This is a genomic window from Kribbella turkmenica, from assembly GCF_004348725.1.
GTDB classification, from domain to species: Bacteria; Actinomycetota; Actinomycetes; order Propionibacteriales; family Kribbellaceae; genus Kribbella; species Kribbella turkmenica.
Genome location: NZ_SMKR01000038.1, coordinates 22412 through 46109 on the forward strand (window position 1 = coordinate 22412; position 23698 = coordinate 46109).

Here is a 23698-nt window from a genome sequence, read left to right on the forward strand (position 1 = left end):
GCCCCATGACCTGCCGCGCGGAGCGTGGCGATGTGCACAGTTCATGCCGCCGGGTGGAGCAGGTCCTCGAGGCCGATCCGGCGGAGGAGCTCGGTGCGGACCCGGTCGGCGACCGCGTTGACCACGGCCGCGCCGTCGTCGGACGGGTCGATGTGCACCCGGAACGGGCGCCGGCCCTTCTCGGTGTTCACCACGGTGACGATCGCCTTCGCGACCTCGGCGACGTCGGCCCACTCCGGCTCCAGCTCGGCGAGCTTCTGGCTGACCTGTGCCATCAGGCCGGAGTACTTCGTCTCGTACGCCGCCACCACGTCGGCGTCGGCCGGCGAGCCGCTGTGCGCGAAGTGGTTGGTCCCGTGGGTGAACGCCCCCGGGACGACGATCGTGGACTCGATCCCGAACCGTGCCACCTCCAGCGCATAGCTCTGCGCCAGCGCGTCCATCCCCGCCTTCGCCGCGAAGTACGGCGCCAGGTACGGCGGGGTGCCGCCGCGCGTGCTCGAGCTGCCGACCCAGAGCAGCAGGCCGTCCTGCTGCTCACGGAGCTTCGGTAGCGCGGCCCGGTTCAGCCGCTGCGTGCCCAGGACGTTGGTGTCGTACAGCTCCGCGAGCTGCTCGGGGGAGAACGCCTCGGCCGGCCCGGTGACCATGTGCCCGGCGTTGTGGATCAGGACGTCGAGGCGTCCCTGCTCGCTGATCACGGTGTCGACGGCCTGCTGGGCGGAGGCGTCCGAGCTGATGTCCAGCTCGACCGGCCGCAGGTCGACCTGGTGCTCGGTCGCGTACTGCTTGGCGTCGGCCGCGGCGGTCGCGTTCCGGCCGCTCAGGTCGCGCATGCCGGCGTACACGACGTGGCCGGCGTCGGCGAGGGCGCGGGCGGTGAGGGCGCCGAAGCCGCTCGAGGCGCCGCTGATCAGGACTGTCTTGCTCATGGTCGGTTCCCTTTCGGAAGAGTGCGGTGGTCAGGCGGCCGAGCCGCCGTTGGCGTAGATGACCTGGCCGTTGATCCAGCGCGCCGGGCCGGCCAGGAAGGCGATGATCTCGGCGATGTCGGCCGGCTCGCCAAGGCGCTCGAGCGGCGGCTCGGTGGTGATCCGGTCGATCAGTTCCTGCGACTTGCCCTCGAAGAACAGCGGGGTCGCGGTCGGGCCGGGGGCGACGGTGTTGACGGTGACGTCGCGGCCGCGCAGCTCCCGGGCCAGGATCAGCGTGATCGCCTCGACCCCGCCTTTGGTGGCCGAGTACGCCGAGTAGCCCGGGCGGGCCAGCTTCGTCAGCGAGCTGGACACGTTGATCAGTGCGCCACCGGAACGCAGCCGGCGGACCGCCTGCTGGTCGACCACGATCGTGCCGCGCAGGTTCGTCCGGACGACCCGGTCGAACACGTCGAGGTCGAGCTCGGCCAGCGGCGACAGCGGCATGATCCCCGCCGCGTTCACGACCACGTCGACACCGCCGTACGCCTGCTCGGCCCGGTCGAACATGGCCGCCACCGCGGTCTCGTCGGCGACGTCGGCCTGGACCGCGATCGCCCGGCCGCCGGCCTGCTCGACCTCCTTGACGGCCTCGTCCGCGTTGGCCTGGTTGCCGGCGTACCCGATCACCACCGCGTAGCCCTCGCGGCCCAGCCGGGCCGCGGCCTCGCGGCCGATCCCGCTCGATCCACCGGTGACGATCGCGACTCGCTCGTTGCTCATTGCCCTGCTCCTTCAGATCTTCGGGGTCCTGCTGACACCGAAGATCTTGCTGCGGCCAATGCATCAAGTCCAACGACTCAAGTCGATACTTGAATCAATTCCATTGATCCAAGGACCGGCCGCGTTCGGTTCCCGGCGGGTGCTGGAGATGCGTGCTGACCAGGCCGAGCAGGGCCCGGAGAGCGGCCGACGGTTTCCGCTTCCGCAGGGTGGCGAGGTAGAGCGACCAACGGAACTCGTCGTCGGAGATCCGGACGACGCGGATCGAGTCGATCCCGCTGACGGCGTACTCGGGGAGGATTCCGAGCCCGACGCCGTGGGCGACGAACTGCACCCCGCCCTCGATGCCGAGCGCCTCGACCACCACCTGTCGTTCGAGCCCGGCCGCCTCGAACCTCTGGTCGATCAGGGTCCGGGTGCCGGAGCCCGGCGGGAAGTCGACGAACGCCTCGTCGGCGAGGTCGGCCAGGGTGACCGACCGCCGCCGGGCCAGCCGGTGCCCGACCGGTACCGCCAGCACCTGCGGGACGCGGAGCAGCTCCCAGGTGGTCAGGTCGCGCGGCGCGCTGCCGGCCGCGATCCCGAGGAACCCGCAGTCGACGTCGCCGTTGCGCAGCCCGGCGATCACTCCGGCCGAGCCCTCGGCCTCGGCCCGCAGCTGCAGCTCGACGTTCGGGTACCGCCGGCGGAACTCACCGGCCGCCGCGGGCAGGTTCACCAGCCCGAGTCCGGGCAGCAACCCGACCCGGACGGAGCCACGCATCCCGGCGCCGAACTCGTCGACCACGTCCCGGGCACCCTGGACGGCATCCATGACGGCGAGCGCCTCCGGGAGCAGCGCCGCGCCGGCCTCGGTCAGGACGACCCGTTGCGCGCTGCGTTCGAACAGGGTGACCTTCAGGTCTCGCTCCAGTACGGCGATCGCGGCGCTGACCGCACTCTGGACGACGTGCAGCCGCCGGGCGGCCAGGGTGAAGCTGCGCTCATGCGCCACCGCCACGAAGTACTCCAGCTGCCGCAACTCCACGGGTGCAGTGTGTCAAACCTGCGGGCCGGGTCCGACCTGTCGGTGAGGACACTCCCAGAAACAGGATGAACACCGTGACGAATCTCCAGGACCGGGTGCAGCGGCGGCTCGACGAGCTTGCCGAGACCGAGCTCGGCCTGCAGGTGGCCGTCTACCACGCGTGGGCGGTCGAGATCGGCAATCTGGTTGCGAAAACTCTTTGCTGAAAAGCCTTGCGGACAAGGGGTTACGAGCTGCGGACGGCCTGCGCGTCGACCCAGACCAGGTGGCCGTGGTGGCTGACGAGCACCTCGTCAGCACCGGCCGCGCCGGTCCGGCGGCCGACTTCCTGACCCGCGATCCAGCGGCCGCCGATGCGGACCTGGACGGCGACGGGCCGGGCCGGAGAGGTGGCTACGGGCATGGCACCTGACTTCTGGACAGGGGCGGTCACGCGATGGCGGCGTACCGCGCCGGGATGGTGCTGGAGTTCGGTCATCGTCGCCCTCGCAGGGACACGGCGGCCAACATCAGGGGGCTGGCTGCTCAACCACAAGCCACCCTACAGCCGCCGGATGACCCGGCGTTAGCGATAACCGGAATTCACATCCAACCCCCTGGGTACCGGAAGGATCTCACCAAGGAGGTTCAGCCATGAGCACGAACCCGATTCCACCGATGCCGGTCGGTCCAGGCGACTCCCGGAACCCGGACAACCCGGACCCGGACATGCCGGACCTGGTCGACCCGGCCACCGACGAGGAGCCGGCCGCCGGCACCCGGCCGGACGACGACTCCCCGCTCGAACAGCCGGCCCCCAACCCGGACGCACCGGACGAGGATCCGGACGACCAGCTCCCGCGGTTCGACCGCTAGTCGCGCGCAGGCAGCTGCTGCAAGGCCCAGGTGTTCCCGTCGGGGTCGCTGAAGAAGGCGAAGGTCCCCCACGGGAACTCCTGCAGGTCCGACACCTCCACCCCACGGCCCGCGAGCTCCTCGCGGGCCGCCGCCACGTCCGCCACGACGATCTGCAGCCCACGGACCGACCCCGGCTCGGCCTGCGGCATCCCGCTGCCGATGGCGATCGAGCACGCCGACCCCGACGGCGTGAGCTGAACGAACCTCAGTTCCTCGGTGACCCGGTGGTCGTGATCGGCGTGGAAGCCGATCTTCTCGGTGTAGAACGTCTTCGCCCGGTCCACGTCCGACACAGGCACCGACACCAGCTCGAGCTTCCAGTCCATGGGCAGAACCTATGCCGGGTCACAGGTCAGTGAGCGCCGTGTTGCGGTCGATGGTCGGTCCAGGTACAAATGCATAACTCCGCGAATCGTGGGGTAGGAATGTCAGCAGACAGCTCTGACCGCGGTCCAGACATGTGCCGCGCCGTGACTCAACGTCGCGAGGTCAGCAAAAAATGGTCACCGTACTTACCCGCAGTACCGTCGACGAGCAGCGCAGCACCGATCCGAAGCAGCGCCGAGACACGACGACCCGCACCCTTCTCAGCCGGCGGGCCGCCAGCACCGACGAGAATCTCCGGCAGTCTCTTCTGGACGAGGCGATCGAGCTCAATCTGAGCATCGCTCACAGCATTGCCACCCGCTTCCGCGGCCGGGGCGTCGAGCCCGAGGACCTGGACCAGGTCGCCTACCTGGGCCTGGTCAAGGCCGCCCGGAACTACGATCCGGACACCGACACCCCCTTCCTGGCGTATGCCGTACCGACGATCCGGGGTGAGGTGAAACGGTACTTCCGCGACTGCTCGTGGACCGTCCGGATCCCCCGCCGCCTGCAGGAACTCCAGGGCTCGATCGCGTCGGTCCGTCCGCAGTTGACGCAGGACCTGCACCGCGAGCCGACCGTGCAGGAGATCGCCGACGAGATCGGGGCCGACGTCAACGAGGTCGAGGCCGCGATGGCCGCCGACGGCTGCTTCTCGGTGCTGTCGCTGGACCGCCCGGTCGACGACGACTCGTCCGCCAACCTGGCCGACACGATCGCCGACACCGAGGACACCGCGTTCGAGCGCACCGAGGCGGTCGCCGTCCTCGAGCCGGTGCTCAGCCAGCTGGCACCGCGCGAGCGCCGGATCCTGGAGCTGCGCTTCATCGAGGGACACACCCAGGCCGACATCGGCGCCGAGATCGGCGTCAGCCAGATGCAGGTCTCCCGGTTGCTCCGCGGCATCCTCGACCGGTTGCGGGAACGCCTCGAGTCACCCACGGCAGCTGCCGCTTGACGTCCGATCCGATCTTCGTGGTGCAGCTGCACGATGCCCGGCGGCTGCACTACGACGTTCGGTTGGAGGTCGACGGCGTGCTCAAGTCCTGGGCGGTCCCGCGTGGGCCGTCGCTGGACCCGACGGTGAAGCGGCTCGCCGTCTTCACGACCGATCACGACCTGGAGTACGCCTCCTACGAAGGCGTGATCGCGGACGGCCAGTACGGCAGCGGTGCGGTCATCGTCTGGGACGCCGGCATCTGGACGAACCTGACCCGCGACGATCGCCGCCGGCCAGTGGACCCGGCGGTGGCGATCGAGCGCGGGCACCTGAAGTTCCATCTGCACGGCGTGAAACTGAACGGCGCGTGGGCGTTCACCAGGACCGGTGAGGACTGGTTGCTGGTGAAGGTCCGCGACGCCGCCGCGGATCCGGCCCTCGACCTCACCGTCGCCGAGCCGAAGTCGGTGCTCAGCGGCCTGACGATCGAGGACATGGCTACCAGGCGTTGAGGTGCACGACCTCGTCGAGCGGCTGCCGCGGTGCGGGCTTGAAGTCCGTGCCGATCGAGTACGCCGTCGGGATCAGCACGGACTGCCGGATCTCCTCCGGCAACCCGAGCACGTCGGCGACTTCCCGCTCGTGGTTCAGGTGCAGCGTGGTCCACGCCGTTCCCAGTCCGCGGGCGCGCGCGGCCAGCATGTAGCTCCATGCCGACGGCAGGATCGAGCCCCAGAGGCCGGCCTGGTTGCCGGCCGGCAGTGACTTCGCCTCGAGACACGGGATGACCAGCACGGGCACCTGCCCCATCCGCTCACCCAGGTAGGCGACGCTGTTCCCGATCCGCCGCTGCACCGGTCCGCGCACCGGGTCGTCCGCGAACAACTTCCCGGCCGCGCCGGCACCTCGGAGGTATCGCTCCACCGCAAGCCGGTAGTACTCGCCGATCGCGGCCCGCTTCCCGGCGTCCGTCACCACCATCCAGTGCCACGTCTGCCGATTGCTCCCCGACGGACCCTGCAACGCGATCGCGATGCACTCCCGCACCAACTCGATCGGAACCTCCCGCTGCAGGTCGAGCCGCTTGCGGACCGTGCGGGTCGTGGTGAGCAGTTCGTCGGGCGAGAGGTCGAGTATGGTCACCGCTCCACTATCTCAGCAGGTGCACAGGCTGCTTCCCGACCGCAAGAGCTCACTGGAACGGCGACGGATCCCCGGCGCCGACGCGGACGACCTCGGCGACGTCGTCGGAGAAGTCGATCACGGTCGTCGGCTCGGTGCCGGTCTCGCCCTCGATCACGGCGTCGACCTGGTTGTCGAGCTCCTCCTTGATCTCCCACGCCTGCGTCATCGGCACCTCGTGCTCGGGCAGCAGGAGGGTGCTGGACACCAACGGCTCACCGAGTTCCGCCACCAGGGCCTGCGCCACCACGTGGTCGGGGATGCGGACACCGACGGTCTTCTTCTTCGGGTGCAGCAGGCGGCGCGGGACCTCCTTCGTCGCCGGCAGGATGAACGTGTAGCTCCCCGGCGTGGCCGCCTTGATCGAGCGGAACACCGTGTTGCTGATGTGCACGAACTGGCCCAGCTGGGCGAAGTCCTGGCAGACCAGCGTGAAGTGGTGCCGGTCGTCCAGCTGCCGGATGGCGCGGATCCGCTCGATTCCCTCCCGATTGCCCAGCTGACAGCCGAGCGCGAAGCCGGAATCGGTCGGATACGCGATCAGCCCGCCCTCGCGCAACAGGTCCACCACCTGGCCGACGGCCCGCCGCTGCGGATTCTCCGGATGTACGTCGAAATACCTCGCCATGGAGGCCGAGCCTAGGGCACCTCGCCCAATCCCTGCAGTCGCGAGCAGGTACTCGGTGGCGTGCAGCACGCGGGGAACTGGAACACGCCCCAGTGGGTCAGCGTGCGAGGCCGACCGCGGTGGCGGTCACCACCAGGTTGTCCTCGTAGCCGCCGCGGGCCGCGTCGTACGGGCCGGTGCAGGTGATCAGCACGAGCCGGTGGGCGACCGTCTGGTCGAACGCGCCGCTGCGGGTGGCGAGGGCGTACTTCGGTACCGACACGATCGAGCTGACCCGGTACGCCTGGGTGTGCCCGGAGCCGTGAAGTACGACGAGCTCGCCGGACTTGATCCGGAGCAGCCGGGCGAAGTACCCGATGCCGTCGGTCTTGGTGTCGACATGGCCGACCAGCACCACCGACCCGAACGGGTCGCCGGCCTGGGCACCGCCGTCCCACCACCCGACGCGATCGCCTTGCTCGGGCACCTCGAGCTCGCCGCCGACCGTGCTCGCGGGAACCACTGGAGCCTTCGCGCCACCGGGCAGCACGACCTGGGTCGGCACGAACCAGATCCGCTGGCTCGGCGCCGGCGTACCGATCCGGGCGGGCGGCGCGGCGGCCCGGCCGTCCTCGGCCGTGGACGGCCCGGCTGTGGGCGTGATCTCGGGAGCGAATCCGGGGACGCCACGGGTGGCCGGGACGGACGACGGCGTTGGGGTACCGCCGTCCGCCCCGGGGTCCAGCCCGGAATCTGCTGCCTGCGCAGCGCACCCCTCCAGGCCCGCGCAGCACAGCACCAGTGCGAGCAGGAGCTTCCTCAGCGACGGGCCACCTTCCGGACCGCCACCGCCCGGATGGTCGCCACCGCGGCCAGCGTGCTCGCCAGCACGAACAGCACCCAGAGGCCGGAGGTGGAGCTCTGCGCCTGGTCCAGCTCCGCCGCCTGACCACCGGTCCCGGTCTCCACCAGCCCGGGTGTCCCCGAGCCCGTCGCCGGCAACTTGATCGTCCCGAGAGCGACATTCATTGTTCTCGCGTTCGGATTACCGACCGCGAAAACCCGGGTCAGGTATCCGGCCCGGAGCGGCAGGTCCAAGGGACCGAGAACAACAGGTGAAGTGGCGCCGGCCGGCACGATGTCGACCTTGTAGGTGGCCGCCGGGACGACCGCCTCCAGCGATTCCCCGTTCGCCACGTTCGCGAACGCGACCTGGCCGTTCACCCGGATGTCGGCCGGGCCGACGGCCGCGTCGTGCGCGACCCGCAGGGCGGCCTTGTCCTTCGGGACCGAGGTCAGCTTGTTCACGTACGACGTCAGCACGGGTGCGCCCGTGGGCGACACCGGCAGGTGGATCACGGCGTCGACGCTGGACCCCGATCCCAGCGTCAACTCCCGCTGGATCACCACTTTCCCGCCCTCCCGGGCCGTCACCATGCGCTTGCCCGCGGCAACCCGGAACGGCCCGGCGATCTTCGTCGTCGCCAGCCCGCTGGTCACCGTACGGCCGTCGATGCTGACGTCGAGGGACCGCCCGGGCAGCCCCTGGACGATGTACAGATGCGCGCCCACGGCCGCCTCGGCCGCCTCGGCCGGCGCGACCAGCACCGCGGGTGCCGCCGCGACGGTCACCGCCAGCGTCAGTGGAATCACCCTTCGAATCACCGGACCAGGAATTCTCGAAATTCCTGCCAATACAGTTCGGAATGGCCCGGACACGCTGCGTCTCACCATTTCGTGCCCCCCTCGAAGTCCCCCTGAAATTCCGGCAAGAATTGCCGGACCCCACCAATTGCGGCGTATCGTATGCGCAAGTCCGATCCGACCGCCAGAGGAAGTGGTCGAATCCGTTGGGGGGCGAAGACACGTGTCTGTACGCGGTTCCCCGGACGACGCGTCGACGGCGGCCCAGGAGTTCCTCCCGGACGTTCCATCGGGGGTGGAGGACCTCCGGTGGCGGGCTTCGGGGGCACGGTGGCTGGCAACGGCCGCGCTGACTCTGGGGCTCAGCGCGGCCGCGGCCTGTTCACCCGATGTCGCCGGCCCAGCAGCTCCGAGCCCGGGGCTGCCCGACCCCAGACGGCCGACAGCGACCATCAGTACCCCGGCCCGGTCCCCGTCCACCAGTCCCGGACCCGGCGCGACCCGGCCGGGCATCCGGCTCGTCGCCGTGCCGCGGCCGGACGGGTCGTTCGACATCACCGAGGAAGTGATGTTGCCGAAGGCGACGAACATCCTGCAGGTCCAGTTGCCGTCGTCCGGTGAGCAACTGCCCGGGATGATGACCAGGACCTCGCCGACGGCAGGCAATCTCCGGGTCCAGGCCGACGGCATGAACGTCCCGCTGGCCAGCACCGAGATCACCACGACGACGGACGTGCCCCTGACCACCGCGGCCACGACCCTGCGGCTGACCTATCGCCTGTCCGGCTCGACCGTCCGGCGGACGGAGTCGCGGCCCGAGCGGGCCGCGTCGGCCATCAGGCCGCTGACCACGATCGCCGAGGGCGGCCTGCCGACGAACCTGACGGTGCGCGGCGGCAGACTGCTGAACGCCGTCTGCCCGCTGCTGACCGAGACCCGCTGCGCGGTCGGCAACCCACCGGAGCTGTCGGTCCTCCAGGGCATCCCGGCCGACAAGGCCCTGGTCGTTCTCCAGCTGGACCTGCCGCAGCCGCAATAACCGTCAGCTACCGCCTAATGTGAGTCCATGACGGACGAGCGGATCGTGTTCGGCACCAGCCGGGCCAGGTGGGTCCTCGCGGCCACTGCCCTCGGGTCGGGGATGGCGTTCCTCGACGGCACGGTGGTGAACGTCGCGTTGCCGGCGATGGGCGAGGAGCTCGACGCCGATGTGGCCGGCCTGCAGTGGATCGTCAACGGCTACATGCTGCCGCTGTCGGCGCTGATCCTGCTCAGCGGTTCGCTCGGCGACCGCCTCGGCCGCCGGCGGGTGTACGTCGCCGGCGTGGTCTGGTTCGCGGTCGCCTCGGTGATCTGCACGGTGGCGCCGACCCTCGAGGTGATGATCGCCGGCCGCGTGCTGCAGGGCGTCGGCGGCGCCCTGCTGACCCCGGGCAGCCTGGCCATCCTGCAGACGTCGTTCGCGCCGTCGGACCGCGGCAAGGCGGTCGGTGCCTGGTCCGGGCTGACCTCGGTCGCCGCGGCGGTCGGACCGTTCGTCGGCGGCGGCCTGGTCGACAGTGGGTCCTGGCGGCTGATCTTCCTGCTGAACATCCCGATCGCGCTGATGACCGTCCTGGTCACCGTGCGGCATGTGCCGGAGACCCGGGACGAGACCGCGGCCGGCAAGCTCGACATCACCGGAGCGGTCGTCGCGACCCTCGGGCTCGCCGGCCTCACCTTCGGCCTGATCAGCGCCGGCGACCGGGGCTGGGGCGACACCCTCGTGCTGGTGTCACTGATGGTCGGCGCGGTCGCGCTGGCGGTGTTCGTCGAGGTCGAGCGCCGCAGTTCGCACCCGATGCTGCCACCAGGCATCTTCGCCAACATCCGCTTCACCGGCGCCAACCTGGTCACGGTCGTCGTCTACGGCGGCCTCGGGACGGCGACCTTCCTGCTGGTCGTCTACCTCCAGACCGTGCTCGGGTACTCCGCTGTGTCGGCCGGAGCCGCCCTGCTGCCGATGACCGCGCTGATGCTCGCCCTGTCCGGGTACGCCGGCGGCCTCGCGGACCGGATCGGCGCCCGGATCCCGATGACCGTCGGACCGCTGCTGATGGCCGCGGGCTTCCTGCTGATGCTGCGGATCGAGGCCGGCGCGGGCTACGTCAGCGCGGTCCTGCCGGCGGTCGCCGTCCTCGGCCTCGGGCTGGTCGCGACGGTCGCACCGCTGACCGCGACAGTGCTGTCGTCGGTCGAGGACCACCATGCCGGCATCGCGTCCGGCGTGAACAACGCGGTCGCCCGGTCCGCGCAACTGATGGCGGTCGCGGCGATCCCGATCGCCTCCGGCATCACCGGGGACTCGTACCGCGAACCGGACGCCTTCAGCAACGGGTTCGCCAACGCACTGTGGATCTCGGCCGCGCTGACCGCGGCCGGCGGAGTGCTGGCCTGGATCACGCTGGCCGATCGCGCAGCGCGGCCGGTGGACGTGCACCACCACCCGCACTGCGCGCTCGCAGCCCCGCCGTACGCGGACAGCCGGAAGGCCTGACCACGGCGATTTGTCGACAATCAGCAGTTCGGCAGGTCCCGGCCGTTGTTGTCCTTCGCCTCGTCGTTGCCCCAGCGGGACAGGTAGTACGCCGACACCCACTGGTTCGCCGGGCCGACGTCGAGGTCCGTCTTCATCCACCAGTGGTTGTACGCGGAACCGACCCGGACCTCTGGTCCCCAGACCTTGCAGAACACGTAGTTCGTGCCCTTGTAGAGGGTGCCGGTCTGCGTTCCGCCCGGCGTGCTGTGGCCCGGTGCGTCGGCGAAGGTGTCGACCCAGAACTTCCCGTCACCGGCACCGCAGTTGGCGCTGGTCTCGAAGTGCTGGTTGTACGACCAGGTGAGCGGCACCGCGTGTCCGTTGAACCACGACTGCTGGACGGTGCCGTTCAGCTTCTGCTCGTAGTGCAGGTGCGGCCCGGTGCTGTCACCGGTGTTGCCGACGGTGCCGATCTGCCGGCCCTGGGCCACCACGTTGCCGACCGCAACGTCTCGGCGATCCATGTGCAGGTACCGCGTCTGCCAGCCGCCACCGTGGTCGATGACGACCATGTGACCGCCGCTGGACGACAGCAGCGACGCGCTGACGGTCCCGCCGGCCGATGCGAGCACCGGCGTACCGCGGGTGGCTCCGCTCGGCGAGACCATGTCGAGCATCCATTGGCTGGCATGGCCGCTGTGGGTGGCGGTGGTCCAGCGGAGACCGCACGGGATCGGCATCTGGAAGCCGGGTGCGGCCATGGCGGAGGTCGGTACGCCGACCAGTCCGGCGGCGACGAGTGTTGCGAGCAGCAACAGCTGGACGATGCGCTTCAGGTTCATGGGGCGGCTCCCTAGCACGCGATCTTTGCGGCTCAGGCTAGCGCCGCCGCACCGCTGCGGCAGGCCTTTCGACGTCGGCCGAAAAGTCAGCGCAAGGACAGGTAGTACTTGCGGACGTCGGGCGCGAAGTGCTCGATCGCGTACCGGAGCATCGTCCGCGGCATCACCGCCGCGTGCCGGTCGAGGAACGCCCGCAACTCGTCCGCCGACACCCGCTTGCCGGCCTCGCGCAGCATCCACCCGGCCGCCTTGTGGATCAGGTCGTCGCGGTCGTCGAGCACGAGCGCGGCCAGTGCGTAGGTGTCCGCGCTCTCACCCTGCCTGATCAACAGGTGGGTGGCGACGAGCGCGATCCGCCGCTCCCACAGCGATTCCGAGCGCACCAGCGAGGTGAGAACGTCGCGAGACTTGTCGAGCAGGTACCCGCCGACGATCTCCGAGGCGCTGCAGTCGACCAGGTCCCAGTTGTTGATGTACGCCGTACTGCGCAGGTAGAGGTCGTAGATCGCCGCGAGCTCGTCCGGGTTCGCGGTCTGGGGTCGGCGGCTGCGATCGGCGCGAGCCGCGAGCACGCAGAGCACGGCCAGCCGGTGCTCGTGGATGGGGCTCCTCAGCGCCTGTTCGAGTTCCGCCAGCGGAAGGTCCGCACGCAGGTAGGGCTTGATCAGGCCGCGGATCGTGGACAGCTTCACCCCGATCATCCGGTCGCCGTGACCGTAGCCGCCGGGACCGAGCTTGAAATAGCCCGCCAGGATCATCGCCGCCGCGGGATCCGCGGCGGCGTCGATGTCGGCGATCAGATCGGCGGTACTCAGCTCAGCAGCCCTCCGGTAGCGCGCGACCCTCCGGTGACGAGATCGGCCTTGCCGTCGAGGACGCCCATCAGAGCTCCTTCTGCAGTTGCCGCATCGTCGCGATCTCCTTCGTCTGGGTGACGCCGACGTCCTGGGCCAGCTCGCCCACCTGCGGGTCCGTTCCCTTGTCTATCACCGTGCGGCTCATCGTCACCGCACCCTGGTGGTGCTTGATCATCAGGCTCAGGAACAGCTGGTCGAACGCCGTGCCGCGCGCCCTCGCCAGCGTGGCCAACTCGTCGTGCGTGGCCATCCCCGGCATCCCGCTGTGGTCCATGTGGTCGACGTGGGTCAGGTCGGGCGGGGTCTGGCCGCGGGCGACCAGCATCTGCCGCATCGCCTCGATCTCAGGCTTCTGACCGACCCGGATCCGCTCGGCGAGGCCCTTGACCTTCGGGTTCTCCGCCGCGGCCGGCGCGTGGCCGGCCATCAGCAGCGCCTGGGTGTGGTGGACCATCATGTCGGCCAGGAAGGTGACGTCGTCGGCGTCGGGTGCGGCGGCCTGGGAGGGCAGCGCCGGCACCGTCCGGTTCGGGCCGCCGGGCGTCCCGGGGACGATCACCGGCGGCTGCGACGGCGCCGGTTTCGCGTCCGGCTCCGTCGTACTGCAGCCTGCCAGAACGACGACGAGCGCAACGGCAACGGCTGAGCGGCGGATCCCCACGGCCTCACTCCTTGTGTCAGATCGCTTCCATAACGTGTCTATCACGCCTAGGCTTGGGTTCGAAGCAGAACCGAAGAAGGGACCCAGGCATGCGCCGCCCCCGCAGGCTCGTCCGTCTCGCCCTCGCTGTTGCCCTCGTCACCGGTCTGGCCGGCACGGCCGCGGCCGCTCCGCCGGACACCGGCGCCTCGAAGAGCGACAACATCACCCACCTGGCCAGCGTGCCGATGACCGGTCCGCTGACCGGCGGGGTGAACACCGACATCGCGTTCGCCGGCACGAAGGCGTACGTCGGCAACTACGCCGGCTTCGCCGTCTACGACGTCGCCGACCCGGCCGAGCCGCGGATGATAAGCCAGGTGTCCTGCCCGGGGAGCCAGAACGACATCAGCGTGTACGGCGGCCTGTTGTTCCTGAGCACCGACCAGTCCCGCAGCGACAGCTCGTGCCAGAGCGTGCCGCAGTCGCCGACGATCAAGGGGTCCTGGGAGGGCATCAAGATCTTCGACGTCCGCGACCCCGCCAACCCCCGGTACGTCGCCGCCGTCGAGACCAAGTGCGGCTCGCACACGCACACCCTGGTCCCCGAGCCGTCGAAACGCTCGGTCTACATCTACAACTCGTCGTACTTCCCGCACGCGACCTACCCGGACTGCCAGCCGCCGAACGACCGGATCGACATCGTCAAGGTGCCGCTGCGAAACCCGGCCGGGGCCGCTGTGGTGGCGTCGCCGGTACTGTTCCCGGACGGCGGGTTCCCGGGCAGCGAGACCGGTTACGAGACCAGCGGCTGCCACGACATCACCGCCTTCCCGGCCCGCCGGATCGCGGCCGCGGCATGCATGGGCGACGGCGTCCTGCTGGACATCTCCCGGCCGGCCGCGCCGCGGGTGATCGACCGGGTCCAGGACGCGGAGAACTTCTCCTTCTGGCACGGCGCGACGTTCAACGGCGACGGTACCAAGGTCGTCTTCATGGACGAGCTCGGCGGCGGTGGCGGTGCCGAGTGCAACGAGGCGGTCGGGCCGGACAAGGGTGCGACCGCGATCTTCGACATCAAGCACCGCAAGCTGACCTTCCGCAGCTACTACAAGATCCCGCGGCACCAGGCCGAGCAGGAGAACTGCGTCTCGCACAACGGTTCGCTGATCCCGGTCCGCGGCCGCGACATCATGGTCCAAGCGTGGTATCAGGGCGGTTTCTCGGTCTGGGACTTCACCGACTCCGCCCACCCGAAGGAGATCGGGTACTTCGACCGCCCGCCGCGCCGGCCGGCCTCGTTCGGCGGGTACTGGTCGGTCTACTACTACAACGGGACGATTTACGGCACCGAGTCGGTGACGGCGTTCGACACCTTCAAGATCTCCGACCGGCGGACCGACCCGGCCGAGAAGGTGAAGCTGTCCGAGCTCAACGTCCAGACCCAGCCGGCCTTCTGGGGATGAGGTCATTCGTTTGAACCGAAGACCTGGCAGCGCTTACTCCCTGGCCGGATCACGCTCCGAGGTCATCCCGGCCGGACCCGTTGTGACGCCTGCGCGTTGGGGCATACGGTGAGGGCAGGGAGTTCCCCCGCCAGGACCGACCGGCGTTTCGCGGAACCACCCGGGGGAGAGACCGGCGTGACCAGCCAGCCTGAGCCGCGGGACGGCGAGATGATCAGAACCACCTTCGACGCACTGGCCGAGGAACTGGAACCTGGCGTCCTGCTGGTCCGCCTGTCCGGAGAGATCGACATCGCGACGACCGACTTCGCCGCCGAGTCGATCCGCGCCGCGGTGGCCCCGCCGGCCCGGCTGGTGCTGATCGACGTGTCCGCCGTCACCTTCTGCAGCTCGGCCGGCCTCGGCAATCTGGTCGAGGCGCGCAACCTGGCCGGTCGGCACAACATCACCCTGGCCCTGGTCGGCGTCGGCCGGCCGGTCGACCGGCCACTGGCGGTCACCGGGCTGGGCGGTCAGTTCCGGATCTACTCCACGGTCGCGGAGGCGCTCGCATCGCTGTAGGCGTGTCCGGCCGTCCAGCCCGCGGGCCGAAGTGGAATCGATTCCAGCACTCCCCTTAGGGTGCTGGATGTGCTGCACGCCATCGAGGACACCTGCGTCGTGTATCTGCTCGTCGACGAGCAGACGCGGTCAGCGGTCGCCATCGACGCCGGAAGCGGGCGATGGATGGACCGGCTGGCCTCGTACGGCGTGAACCGGGTGACCGACGTACTTGTCACACATCACCACCGCGACCAGGTCGAGGGGCTGCCGCGGCTGGCCGCGAGTGGCACGCGGATCTGGGTGCCGGAGGGTGAGTACGGGCTGATAGCAGAGGTCAGTCATCACTGGCAGCAACGACGCGTGGCGAACAACTACGATCTGCACACGGACCGGTTCTCGTTGCTGGAGTCGGTGCCGGTCGCGGGCGTGATGAAGGATTACAGCGTCACTCGCGTCGGCCATCTGGATGTGCGGACGCTGCCGACACCGGGTCATACGCCTGGCAGTGTCAGCTACCTGATCGACGGCTACGCCTTCACCGGCGATCTCCTGCACAGCCCTGGCAAGGTGTGGTCGGCCGCCGCCCTGCAGTGGTCGTACGTCGGCCTCGAAGGTGCCGCGACGACCATGGCGTCGCTGGTACAACTGCTGGACCACCAGCCGCGTGTACTGATGCCCAGTCACGGCTCACCGATGACGGACCCGGCGCTCGCCGTCCGGAAGACCTGCGACGCCCTGGACTCGCTCATCCAGACTCGACTCGGCAGTCCGAGCGGACTGCTCGACAAGCTCGAGCATCCGTACGTCGAGCTCAGCCCGCACCTGCTGATGAACCGGACCAGCGAGTCCCGCAGCTACGTGCTGCTCAGCGACTCGGGCACGGCACTGCTCATCGACTACGGGTACGACCTGACGAGCGGCGTCGCCTTCGGCAGCGGGCGGCACAACCTGCGGCCGTGGTTGCCGAGCCTGCGCGCACTGCAGCGCGACTACGGGATCGAGCGGATCGAGGTCGCCGTCCCGACGCACTACCACGACGATCATGTTGCCGCGTTCAACCTCATGCGTGACGTTCACGGAACCGAGGTGTGGGCCTCCAGCCCGGTGGCCCACGTGCTGGAGAACCCGACCCGCTACGACCTGCCGTGCCTCTGGTTCGAGCCGATTCCGTGCGCACAGCACGTGCCCAACGGGTCCAGCATCCGGTGGCGCGAGTACGAACTCGACCTGCACGCACTTCCCGGCCACACGCTGTACGCGTCGGCCATCGGTTTCGAGGCCGACGGCCGGCGAGTGCTCGCGACCGGGGATCAGCAGACCGGGACCTGGGTCCCTGGCGAGTCCCCGGAGATCCCCAACTTCCAGTACGCGAACGCGTTCGCCGCCGGCGACTACGCTGCCTCGGCGGCGCTCTACCAGCGCCTGCAGCCATCGCTGATGATCTCCGGGCACTGGGAGCCACGCGTGGTCACGCCGGCCTACCTGGAGGAGCTCTCCCGGCTCGGCGACGAGGTCGCGCGCGTCCATCGCGAGCTGTTCCTGCCGGACGACCCGGTGTTCACGGGTGCGGTGCGCATCACGCCGTACCGGATCGATGCCGTTGACGGGCAGCCGTTCCCGGTGCGGGTGAGCTGCACGGGGGTCGAGCTGGTGGTGCCCGCCGGCTGGGAGTGTCAGCAGGTCTCGGGCTCGGAGTTCCTGGTCGTGCCGCACGTCACCGCGCCTGTCCGGCAGGCGCGGATCGCCGCCGGGATCACCCGGGACGGCCGGTACCTGGGTCAGTTGGCCGAGGCCCTCGTCGATGTAAGGACTACTCGTTGAAGTACACAGTCGATATTCACGCTGCCAAGGCGTTCGCCACCGTTGCGGTCGACGACCGGCCGCTGTTCAGGCTCCGGCTCTTCGCCTCCCTGGACACAGTCGGCGGGTTCGACGAGAGCTACGGCGACATCGCGGTGGACGTCGCGGAGTCTGCTGAGGGGCTCGTCGTCACCGCGACCGCTCGCAGCACGGTATGGGACTCGCGGGTGACGACCACGCGCTTCCTGCCGGACCGCATCGAGACGTCGACGACGGTGACCGGGCAGGGACGGCTCACCGACGTACATCTGCTCGGCGGACGTCGTACGCCGCGTGGGTTCCTGCCCAGCGGGTCCGGTCTGCAGCAGGTGTACTCGCCCAACCCGGATCATCCGACCCGAGTCATGCGGGACGCACTCGAGACGGCGACGATCAGCGTGTGCGGAGAGGGCAGTGAGCCGGGGATCGAGCGGTGGCTGTTCACACCCTCGCCCTGGTGCTTCGCCGCGGCCGTGGACGAGCAGTGGCTCGGGATGAGCGTGGTCGCACCTGTCGCCGACCAGACCTTCACCAGCTACCACTACCTACCGGTGACCGGGGGCTTCAGTCTTCGGCTGGACTATGAGGGCCAGACAGTGGTCGACGAGCCGTTCAGTACGCCGCTGCTCGTCGTACACCTCGGTGGCGAGTCCGCTGAGGACGTCCTGGTCCGGCATCGCTCGTTGCTCGACACACACGGCGTCGTGCCCCAACGGAACGTCGCCGACGCGGACTGGTGGCACGGGACGATCTTCTGCGGGTGGGGTGCACAGTGCGCAGTCGGTGCACGGACAGCGCAGGCACCGCAGCCGCTGGCTACCGAGGCGAACTACGACCGGTTCCTGGAAACACTTGCCGGCCAGGGGATCGTGCCGGAGACGATCGTGATCGACGACAAGTGGCAGGCGTCGTACGCCACCTGCCGGCCGGATCCGGCGAAGTGGGACGACCTCAAGGGGTGGATCGCCCGGCGGCACGCGGCCGGACAGCGGGTGCTGCTGTGGTGGAAGGCGTGGGACGAGGAGGGTGCAACGGCCGACGCCTGCGTGACTGACGCCGGCGGCAACCCGGTCGGCCTCGACCCGGACTCCCCTGCGTGTGTCGCCCTCATCACCGAGGCTGTGGAGTACATGCTCGGTGACCTCGATGCCGACGGCTTCAAGATCGACTTCACCGCGCGGACGCCGTCAGGCTCGTCGCTGCGGCACAGCGGACCCCGCTGGGGTGCTGCTCTGCTCCATGAGCAACTGCGACTCGTCTACGCCACCGCGAAGCGAGTCAAGCCAGATGCTCTGGTCGTCACGCACACCCCCAACCCTGCTTTCCTCGACGTGACCGACGTGATCCGGCTGAACGACGTATTGCGGGATGACACCGCGGTGCCCGGCTATGTCGCTCGCCACATGGTCTACCGGGCCGGTGTGGTGAAGGCGGTGTGCCCCGAGCTGGGGATCGACACCGACGGCTGGATGATGCCGAGCCATGCGGAGTGGCTCGAGTACGTCAGAATGCAGGGCGGTCTGGGGGTTCCGGCGCTGTACTACGTGGACGGTACCGACACGGACCGACATGACTTCGGTCCGGAGGATTTCGACGCCATCAGGGACAGCTGGGACCGCTACAGGGCGGCTCTGAGCCTTTAGACTGCGGGCCATGAGTCCACGGGGGCAGCAGGCGGCGAGGGCGGTCTCACAGCCGGCACAGCAGTCTGTACGACGTCCGACGGTGCAGGACGTGGCCCGTGAGGCCGGTGTCTCACCGTCGACGGTGTCCCGCGCCCTGCACACCCGTGGCTACGCGTCTCCCGACGTACGTGCCCGCGTGCGCGCGGCCGCGGAGCGGATCGGGTACGTCCTCGACCACAACGCCCGCAACCTCCGCAGCCGGACGTCGACGTCGATCGGCGTGCTCATCTCCGATCTGCGCAACCCGTTCTACGCCGACCTGGCCGCGGGGATCGAGGAGGAGTTGCGGGCGGCGGAGTACCAGATGGTGCTCGTGAACGACAACGGCGACCCGGCCGAGGAGATGCGGGCCGCGGAGACGCTGCTGGCGATGCGGGTGCCTGGCGTGATCGTCACCCCGGTAACGGCCAAGTGCCCGCGGGTGCTGCAGGAGAACGGGGTGCACGTGGTCTGCGCGGACCGTGAGCTCGGCCGGTCCAACGGCGACGTCGTGATGAGTGACAACAAGGCCGGCGCCCGTGAGCTGACCGATCACCTGATCGCACTCGGCCACACCCGGATCGGCCTGCTGATCGACGAGACCAAGTGGTCGACCGGCGCCGGCCGGCTGGCCGGGTTCCGGGCCGCGCACCTGGACAACTTCGTCGACCTCGACGAGGACCTGATCGCGTACACCAGCTTCGACGCCGACGCCGCCCGGGAGACCACCCGCAAGCTGCTGAACGAGCACGAGGTGACCGCGATCATCTCGGCCAACAACGTGCTGGCCCAGGGCGCGCTGGCCGAGCTGAAGGACCGGCGGCTGCGGATCCCGCGGCAGATCAGCCTCGCCGCGTACGACGACGTGCCGTGGATGTCCCTGGTGCAGCCGGCCCTCACGACGGTCGACCAGCACACGGTCGAGCTGGGCCGCAGCTGCGCCCGGCTGCTGCTGGCCCGGATCCGCGGGGACCTCCCCGCCAGGCGCCGGATCGTCCGGGTCCCGGCGCGGCTGATCGTCCGCGGCTCCACCGGGCCGGCACCGCGCGGCTGAGCCTGTTCACCGGGGTTTCCCGAGGGGCACCGGGCGAGGTGCAACCGGATCGTTGTCCACAACCTTCCACGCACGTCTTGACGACGGCAGAAAATCACACATACCGTGCCTGCAACCGAATGTGGCATCGATGCCACATTTCGGCCGCTCGTCCCCTGTCGAGTTAGGAGCAAGCAATGAAGCACCTGCGCCTTCCCGTGGTGCTGGCCGCCGGCACACTGGTACTCACGGCCTGCGCCGGCGTCGGGAACAACGAAGACTCCGGCGGAAGCGACCAGAGCTCCGCCGACTCGACCCCGTCGGGCACCCTGAACGTGATGGGTTTCAGCGGCGAGGACGAGGTGGCCCAGTCCCGGATCGCCGCATTCAAGGCGGCGTACCCGACCGTCACGGTGAAGAACAACAAGGGCGACTTCGACGCCCAGCAGTTCCTCACCGCGGTGTCCAGCGGCAACCCGCCGGACGTCGTCTACATGGCTCGTAACCTGATCGGCACCTACGCCGCCAAGGGCGCGATTCAGCCGCTGGACGACTGCATCAAGAACAACGAGATCGACACCGGCCAGTACCGCGAAGCGGCGATGAACGAGGTCAAGCTCAAGGACAAGACCTACGGCATCCCGGAGTTCTACACGGTGACGGCCAACCTGATCAGCGGCAAGGCGCTGAAGTCGGCCGGCGTGGCGGTGGAGGACATCCAGACCACCGACTGGGACAAGCTCGAGCAGACGGCCAAACAGCTGTACAAGGCGAAGGCCGGCCGCCCGGCCCGGATCGGGTACGACCCGCGGATGCCCGACTTCTTCCCGATCTGGGCGATGGCCAACGGCGCCGAACTGGTCAAGCCCGGCGGCGAGCCGAACCTGAACGACCCGAAGGCGGTCGAGGCGCTGCAGTACACGATCAAGCTGATCAACGACCAGGGCGGCTGGTCGAACTTCAAGACCTTCCGCGACACCTTCGACATCTTCGGCGAGCAGAACCAGTTCACCAAGGACCAGTTGGCCGTGATGCCGATCGAGAACTGGTACGTGAACGTGCTGCGGGACGCCCGCAAGCACGGGCTCGAGCTCGCGTCGACGCCGTTCACGAACCGGCAGGGCGAGCAGATCAGCACGCTCGGTGGCTCGGCCTGGGTGGTGCCGAAGGGCGCCAAGAACATGGACGCCGCCTGCAAGTGGGCCAAGACCATGACCTCGCTGGAGACCTGGCACAAGGCGGCCGAGGCGCGGATGCAGACCGTCACGAAGGACAAGAGCTTCTTCACCGGCTTGTTCACCGGGAACAAGTCGGCCGACGAGGAGATCAAGGCGAAGTACCTCAAGCCCACCGGTGACGCCGGCTTCGACCAGGCGATCGAGAACTACTACAGCGCGCTGGACAAGGCGAAGTCGCTGAACCCGTCACCGGCCGGTGCGGAGATCGAGGCCGCGTGGAAGAACGCGGTCGGCAAGGCGCTGGCGGGCTCGGTGACGCCGCAGGCCGCTCTCGACCAGGCCCAGTCCGAGGCAAAGACCGCCTTCGACAAGGTCAGCCAGGGCTGATTCCATGACGACGACCGTCGAGCGTCCGGTGACCGGCGGGCAGGCCGAGCCTGCCCGCCGGCGCCGGCTCCACCGGAGTCCACTGGCGAAGCAGGAGGACCGGGCCGGCTGGCTGTTCGTCTCGCCATGGGTGATCGGGTTCCTGATCTTCACCGCGGGGCCGATGATCGCCAGCCTGGTGCTGTCGTTCACCGACTACCAGATGATCCAGGCACCGCGCGCGGTCGGACTGGAGAACTACCGCGAGCTGTTCGACGACCCGCGGGTGCTCAAGTCGCTCAGCAACACATTCGTCTACGCGGCCATGTTCGTCCCGCTCGGCACCATCTTCGCGCTGGTCCTGGCGATGATGCTGCAGCGGGTCGGCCGGGCCGGCGGCTTCTTCCGGACCGCGTTCTACCTGCCGGAGATGACGCCGGCCGTGGCCGCGGCGGCGATGTTCCTGCTGCTGCTGAACGGTCAGCAGGGCCTGGTGAACAAGGTGCTCGGCTGGGTCGGGATCAACGGGCCGAACTGGACCACCGACCCCAACTGGCTCAAACCCTCGCTGGCGGTCGTCAGCCTCTGGACGCTCGGCGGGACGGTGGTGATCTACCTCGCCGCGCTGAACGGCGTACCGAAGCAGCTGTACGAGGCGGCCGAGCTGGACGGTGCCGGGCCGGTGACGAAGCTCTTCCGGATCACCGTCCCGATGATCTCCGGTGCGCTGTTCTTCACGGTGATCACCAACACGATCGCGGCGATGCAGATGTTCGACCAGGCGTACACGATGTTCTACGGCCCGCAGCAGAAGGCGGCGGCGTCGGAGGAGTCGCTGGTCTACATGGTCTACCTGTTCCAGAACGCCTTCCAGTTCTTCAAGATGGGCTTCGCCTCGGCGATGGCCTGGCTGCTGTTCGTGATCATCCTGCTGATCACCTTCATCCAGTTCCGGGTCGGCAACCGGTACGTCTACTACCACGGGGAGCGGTGACATGGCGACCGCATCGACCACGGTGACCTCCTCGGCCAAACCGTCCGGCTTCACCATCCGCCGGCTGCCCTTCCTGTTCTTCCTGACGCTGGCGACCTTCGCCTTCTGCTATCCGCTGGTGTGGCTGGTGTCCGCATCGCTGAAGCCGCGGTCGCAGGTGTTCGACAACCGGCTCATCCCGGAGGTCTTCCAGCCGGAGAACTACGTCCGGATCTGGGAGACCGCGCCGGTGCTGCGCTGGCTGACGAACTCGCTGACCGTCGGGTTCATGGCCGCCACGGCGGTGACGCTGTCGAGCGCGCTGGTCGCGTTCGGGTTCGCCTACTTCCGCTTCCGCGGGCGCGGCCTGCTGTTCGGCGTCCTGCTGTCGACGATGATGCTGCCGGGCGCGGTGACGATGATCCCGGTGTACCTGATCTGGAACCGGCTCGGCATGATCGACACCCAGATCCCGCTCTGGGCGCAGAACCTGTTCGGCTCGGCCTTCTACGTGTTCCTGCTGCGGCAGTTCTTCCTCGGCATCCCCCGTGAGCTGTTCGAGGCGGCCCGGGTGGACGGCTGCGGGTACTTCGGCATGTTCCGGCGGGTCGCGTTCCCGCTCTGCAAGCCGGCGCTGGTGATCGTGTTCGTCTTCGAGTTCAAGGCGAGCTGGTCGGACCTGATGAAACCCCTGATTTACCTGCAGACCCCGGAGTACTTCACGATGCCGCGCGGCCTGAAGCAGATCATCGACGCCTTCGCGCTCTCGGGGCACTACGAGTGGGAGCTCGCGGTGGCCGCCAGCGTGATCGCCGTGGTGCCGATGATCATCCTGTTCGCCTTCGGCCAGCGGTACATCCTCGACGGCGTGGCGACGACCGCGCAGAAAGGCTGAGCGTGCCTTCCCCTGATCTGCCGCCCGTGCTCGCGTTGGACGTCGGCGGCACCAAGCTCGCTGCCGGCATCGTCGCCGCGGACGGCACCGTCCAGTCGTTCTGCCAGATCGAGACCGCCGTGGACGAAGGTCCGGCGGCGGTGGTCAAACGTCTCCTCGAGCTCGGCGAGCAGGCGCTCACCGAGGCCGGCTCGGCGCCGGTGGCGGTGGGCGTCGGGTGCGGCGGGCCACTCGATCCACGGACCGGTGTGATTCTGGGCCCACCCGGTCTGCCCGGCTGGGACAACGTTCCGCTCGGCCGGCTGGTGTCCGAGAGGTTCGGCCTGCCGACCTCGGTGGAGAACGACGCGACCGCGGCCGCGCTCGGCGAGTACCGCTGGGGTGGCTGGGACGTGCGTGGGTGCCGTCCTCGACGATCAGCGCGTAGGCGCTGACATGGTCCGGATCGGCCGACAGCGCGGACTCCAGCGACGCCCGCCAGTCGTCGAGCGACTCCCCCGGCGTCCCGTAGATCAGATCCAGGT

27 protein-coding genes and 1 pseudogene are annotated in these 23698 nt (G+C 69.1%); 15 read left to right on the forward strand and 13 right to left on the reverse strand.

The window, feature by feature from the left end; translation table 11 throughout:
- Positions 1 to 41: 41 nt before the first annotated feature.
- From E1218_RS11430 to E1218_RS11440, 3 genes are all read right to left on the reverse strand, one after another.
- Positions 42 to 932, reverse strand: coding sequence for an SDR family oxidoreductase (locus E1218_RS11430; RefSeq protein WP_132319104.1), 891 nt, complete (start codon positions 930 to 932; stop codon positions 42 to 44).
- Between the two features lie 30 nt (positions 933 to 962).
- On the reverse strand, positions 963 to 1697 hold the full coding sequence (locus tag E1218_RS11435) for an SDR family oxidoreductase (RefSeq protein WP_132319106.1): 735 nt from the start codon (positions 1695 to 1697) through the stop codon (positions 963 to 965).
- Between the two features lie 94 nt (positions 1698 to 1791).
- Positions 1792 to 2724: a LysR family transcriptional regulator gene (locus E1218_RS11440; RefSeq protein ID WP_132319108.1), complete on the reverse strand. Its 933-nt coding sequence runs from the start codon at positions 2722 to 2724 to the stop codon at positions 1792 to 1794.
- A 74-nt stretch (positions 2725 to 2798) separates the two neighbouring features.
- On the opposite strand from E1218_RS11440, the gene E1218_RS37745 reads away from it, so the two are divergent.
- Entirely contained in the window at positions 2799 to 2930 is a 132-nt protein-coding gene (locus tag E1218_RS37745) for a hypothetical protein (protein WP_267900293.1), read from the forward strand.
- A gap of 20 nt (positions 2931 to 2950) precedes the next feature.
- On the opposite strand, the gene E1218_RS11445 is transcribed toward E1218_RS37745, so the two are convergent.
- Positions 2951 to 3127 carry a hypothetical protein gene (locus E1218_RS11445; protein ID WP_233712163.1) on the reverse strand — a complete coding sequence of 59 codons (177 nt, stop codon included), beginning with the start codon at positions 3125 to 3127 and terminating at the stop codon, positions 2951 to 2953.
- A 230-nt stretch (positions 3128 to 3357) separates the two neighbouring features.
- Here E1218_RS11445 and E1218_RS11450 point away from each other — a divergent pair, with 230 nt between their 5' ends.
- On the forward strand, positions 3358 to 3579 hold the full coding sequence (locus E1218_RS11450; protein WP_132319112.1) for a hypothetical protein: 222 nt from the start codon (positions 3358 to 3360) through the stop codon (positions 3577 to 3579).
- On the opposite strand, the gene E1218_RS11455 is transcribed toward E1218_RS11450, so the two are convergent.
- On the reverse strand, positions 3576 to 3947 hold the full coding sequence (locus E1218_RS11455) for a glyoxalase superfamily protein (protein WP_132319114.1): 372 nt from the start codon (positions 3945 to 3947) through the stop codon (positions 3576 to 3578). The two genes, E1218_RS11450 and E1218_RS11455, sit on opposite strands and share 4 nt — an antisense overlap.
- 173 nt (positions 3948 to 4120) lie before the next feature.
- Here E1218_RS11455 and E1218_RS11460 point away from each other — a divergent pair, with 173 nt between their 5' ends.
- Together E1218_RS11460 and E1218_RS11465 are read left to right on the forward strand one after the other, a co-directional pair.
- A complete protein-coding gene (locus E1218_RS11460) occupies positions 4121 to 4945 on the forward strand; it encodes a SigB/SigF/SigG family RNA polymerase sigma factor (protein WP_132319116.1) in 825 nt (274 codons plus the stop codon).
- Positions 4942 to 5439: a DNA polymerase ligase N-terminal domain-containing protein gene (locus E1218_RS11465; RefSeq protein WP_132319118.1), complete on the forward strand. Its 498-nt coding sequence runs from the start codon at positions 4942 to 4944 to the stop codon at positions 5437 to 5439. The genes E1218_RS11460 and E1218_RS11465 overlap by 4 nt, the downstream gene beginning before the upstream one ends.
- Here the strand turns inward: E1218_RS11465 and E1218_RS11470 are convergent.
- From E1218_RS11470 to E1218_RS11485, 4 genes are all read right to left on the reverse strand, one after another.
- A complete protein-coding gene (locus tag E1218_RS11470; protein WP_132319120.1) occupies positions 5426 to 6070 on the reverse strand; it encodes a nitroreductase family protein in 645 nt (214 codons plus the stop codon). The two genes, E1218_RS11465 and E1218_RS11470, sit on opposite strands and share 14 nt — an antisense overlap.
- A 49-nt stretch (positions 6071 to 6119) precedes the next feature.
- Positions 6120 to 6737 carry an L-threonylcarbamoyladenylate synthase gene (locus E1218_RS11475; RefSeq protein ID WP_132319122.1) on the reverse strand — a complete coding sequence of 206 codons (618 nt, stop codon included), beginning with the start codon at positions 6735 to 6737 and terminating at the stop codon, positions 6120 to 6122.
- A gap of 97 nt (positions 6738 to 6834) precedes the next feature.
- Positions 6835 to 7515 carry a class F sortase gene (locus E1218_RS11480; RefSeq protein ID WP_233712164.1) on the reverse strand — a complete coding sequence of 227 codons (681 nt, stop codon included), beginning with the start codon at positions 7513 to 7515 and terminating at the stop codon, positions 6835 to 6837.
- A 20-nt stretch (positions 7516 to 7535) separates the two neighbouring features.
- Positions 7536 to 8369, reverse strand: coding sequence for a DUF4397 domain-containing protein (locus E1218_RS11485; RefSeq protein ID WP_233712165.1), 834 nt, complete (start codon positions 8367 to 8369; stop codon positions 7536 to 7538).
- 214 nt (positions 8370 to 8583) lie between these two features.
- Between E1218_RS11485 and E1218_RS11490 the strand changes: the two genes are divergently transcribed.
- The gene (locus E1218_RS11490; protein WP_233712166.1) at positions 8584 to 9399 is read left to right on the forward strand and encodes a hypothetical protein; all 816 of its coding nucleotides are present in this window, start codon (positions 8584 to 8586) and stop codon (positions 9397 to 9399) included.
- A 27-nt stretch (positions 9400 to 9426) separates the two neighbouring features.
- On the forward strand, positions 9427 to 10896 hold the full coding sequence (locus E1218_RS11495) for a DHA2 family efflux MFS transporter permease subunit (RefSeq protein ID WP_132319126.1): 1470 nt from the start codon (positions 9427 to 9429) through the stop codon (positions 10894 to 10896).
- Positions 10897 to 10916: 20 nt separating this feature from the next.
- Here the strand turns inward: E1218_RS11495 and E1218_RS11500 are convergent, their stop codons facing one another.
- The 3 genes from E1218_RS11500 to E1218_RS11510 form a co-directional block, all read right to left on the reverse strand.
- On the reverse strand, positions 10917 to 11720 hold the full coding sequence (locus tag E1218_RS11500; protein ID WP_132319128.1) for a M23 family metallopeptidase: 804 nt from the start codon (positions 11718 to 11720) through the stop codon (positions 10917 to 10919).
- Between the two features lie 86 nt (positions 11721 to 11806).
- Complete coding sequence (locus E1218_RS11505; protein WP_267900294.1) at positions 11807 to 12535, reverse strand: DNA alkylation repair protein; 729 nt, start codon at positions 12533 to 12535, stop codon at positions 11807 to 11809.
- Between the two features lie 67 nt (positions 12536 to 12602).
- Positions 12603 to 13238, reverse strand: coding sequence for a DUF305 domain-containing protein (locus tag E1218_RS11510; protein WP_132319132.1), 636 nt, complete (start codon positions 13236 to 13238; stop codon positions 12603 to 12605).
- A gap of 89 nt (positions 13239 to 13327) precedes the next feature.
- Between E1218_RS11510 and E1218_RS11515 the strand changes: the two genes are divergently transcribed.
- The 9 genes from E1218_RS11515 (at position 13328) to E1218_RS11555 (ending at position 23608) form a co-directional block, all read left to right on the forward strand.
- Positions 13328 to 14683 carry an LVIVD repeat-containing protein gene (locus E1218_RS11515; RefSeq protein ID WP_132319134.1) on the forward strand — a complete coding sequence of 452 codons (1356 nt, stop codon included), beginning with the start codon at positions 13328 to 13330 and terminating at the stop codon, positions 14681 to 14683.
- Positions 14684 to 14860: 177 nt separating this feature from the next.
- The gene (locus tag E1218_RS11520; protein ID WP_132319135.1) at positions 14861 to 15244 is read left to right on the forward strand and encodes an STAS domain-containing protein; all 384 of its coding nucleotides are present in this window, start codon (positions 14861 to 14863) and stop codon (positions 15242 to 15244) included.
- A gap of 60 nt (positions 15245 to 15304) precedes the next feature.
- Positions 15305 to 17047, forward strand: coding sequence for an MBL fold metallo-hydrolase (locus tag E1218_RS11525; RefSeq protein ID WP_165949231.1), 1743 nt, complete (start codon positions 15305 to 15307; stop codon positions 17045 to 17047).
- Complete coding sequence (locus E1218_RS11530) at positions 17044 to 18708, forward strand: alpha-amylase family protein (RefSeq protein WP_132319139.1); 1665 nt, start codon at positions 17044 to 17046, stop codon at positions 18706 to 18708. Before E1218_RS11525 ends, E1218_RS11530 begins: the two co-directional genes overlap by 4 nt.
- 10 nt (positions 18709 to 18718) lie before the next feature.
- The gene (locus E1218_RS11535) at positions 18719 to 19783 is read left to right on the forward strand and encodes a LacI family DNA-binding transcriptional regulator (RefSeq protein WP_132319141.1); all 1065 of its coding nucleotides are present in this window, start codon (positions 18719 to 18721) and stop codon (positions 19781 to 19783) included.
- 176 nt (positions 19784 to 19959) lie between these two features.
- Positions 19960 to 21327: an extracellular solute-binding protein gene (locus E1218_RS11540; protein WP_132319143.1), complete on the forward strand. Its 1368-nt coding sequence runs from the start codon at positions 19960 to 19962 to the stop codon at positions 21325 to 21327.
- A 4-nt stretch (positions 21328 to 21331) separates the two neighbouring features.
- On the forward strand, positions 21332 to 22300 hold the full coding sequence (locus tag E1218_RS11545; RefSeq protein WP_132319145.1) for a carbohydrate ABC transporter permease: 969 nt from the start codon (positions 21332 to 21334) through the stop codon (positions 22298 to 22300).
- Position 22301: 1 nt separating this feature from the next.
- Positions 22302 to 23174, forward strand: coding sequence for a carbohydrate ABC transporter permease (locus E1218_RS11550; RefSeq protein WP_132319147.1), 873 nt, complete (start codon positions 22302 to 22304; stop codon positions 23172 to 23174).
- A 26-nt stretch (positions 23175 to 23200) separates the two neighbouring features.
- Positions 23201 to 23608 carry an ROK family protein gene (locus tag E1218_RS11555; RefSeq protein ID WP_233712167.1) on the forward strand — a complete coding sequence of 136 codons (408 nt, stop codon included), beginning with the start codon at positions 23201 to 23203 and terminating at the stop codon, positions 23606 to 23608.
- On the opposite strand, the pseudogene E1218_RS37185 reads toward E1218_RS11555, so the two are convergent.
- Positions 23574 to 23698 (reverse strand): annotated as a pseudogene (locus E1218_RS37185) (radical SAM family heme chaperone HemW); the annotation flags it as partial. The gene E1218_RS11555 and the pseudogene E1218_RS37185 sit on opposite strands and share 35 nt — an antisense overlap.

Coding starts and splice junctions, on each gene's coding strand:
- E1218_RS11500 (WP_132319128.1), bottom strand. CDS start 11,720: ATGAACCTGAAGCGCATCGTCCAGCTGTTGCTGCTCGCAACACTCGTC.
- E1218_RS11535 (WP_132319141.1), top strand. CDS start 18,719: ATGAGTCCACGGGGGCAGCAGGCGGCGAGGGCGGTCTCACAGCCGGCA.
- E1218_RS11475 (WP_132319122.1), bottom strand. CDS start 6,737: ATGGCGAGGTATTTCGACGTACATCCGGAGAATCCGCAGCGGCGGGCC.
- E1218_RS11515 (WP_132319134.1), top strand. CDS start 13,328: ATGCGCCGCCCCCGCAGGCTCGTCCGTCTCGCCCTCGCTGTTGCCCTC.
- E1218_RS11550 (WP_132319147.1), top strand. CDS start 22,302: ATGGCGACCGCATCGACCACGGTGACCTCCTCGGCCAAACCGTCCGGC.
- E1218_RS11540 (WP_132319143.1), top strand. CDS start 19,960: ATGAAGCACCTGCGCCTTCCCGTGGTGCTGGCCGCCGGCACACTGGTA.
- E1218_RS11450 (WP_132319112.1), top strand. CDS start 3,358: ATGAGCACGAACCCGATTCCACCGATGCCGGTCGGTCCAGGCGACTCC.
- E1218_RS11445 (WP_233712163.1), bottom strand. CDS start 3,127: ATGCCCGTAGCCACCTCTCCGGCCCGGCCCGTCGCCGTCCAGGTCCGC.
- E1218_RS11545 (WP_132319145.1), top strand. CDS start 21,332: ATGACGACGACCGTCGAGCGTCCGGTGACCGGCGGGCAGGCCGAGCCT.
- E1218_RS11495 (WP_132319126.1), top strand. CDS start 9,427: ATGACGGACGAGCGGATCGTGTTCGGCACCAGCCGGGCCAGGTGGGTC.
- E1218_RS11455 (WP_132319114.1), bottom strand. CDS start 3,947: ATGGACTGGAAGCTCGAGCTGGTGTCGGTGCCTGTGTCGGACGTGGAC.
- E1218_RS11430 (WP_132319104.1), bottom strand. CDS start 932: ATGAGCAAGACAGTCCTGATCAGCGGCGCCTCGAGCGGCTTCGGCGCC.
- E1218_RS11460 (WP_132319116.1), top strand. CDS start 4,121: ATGGTCACCGTACTTACCCGCAGTACCGTCGACGAGCAGCGCAGCACC.
- E1218_RS11435 (WP_132319106.1), bottom strand. CDS start 1,697: ATGAGCAACGAGCGAGTCGCGATCGTCACCGGTGGATCGAGCGGGATC.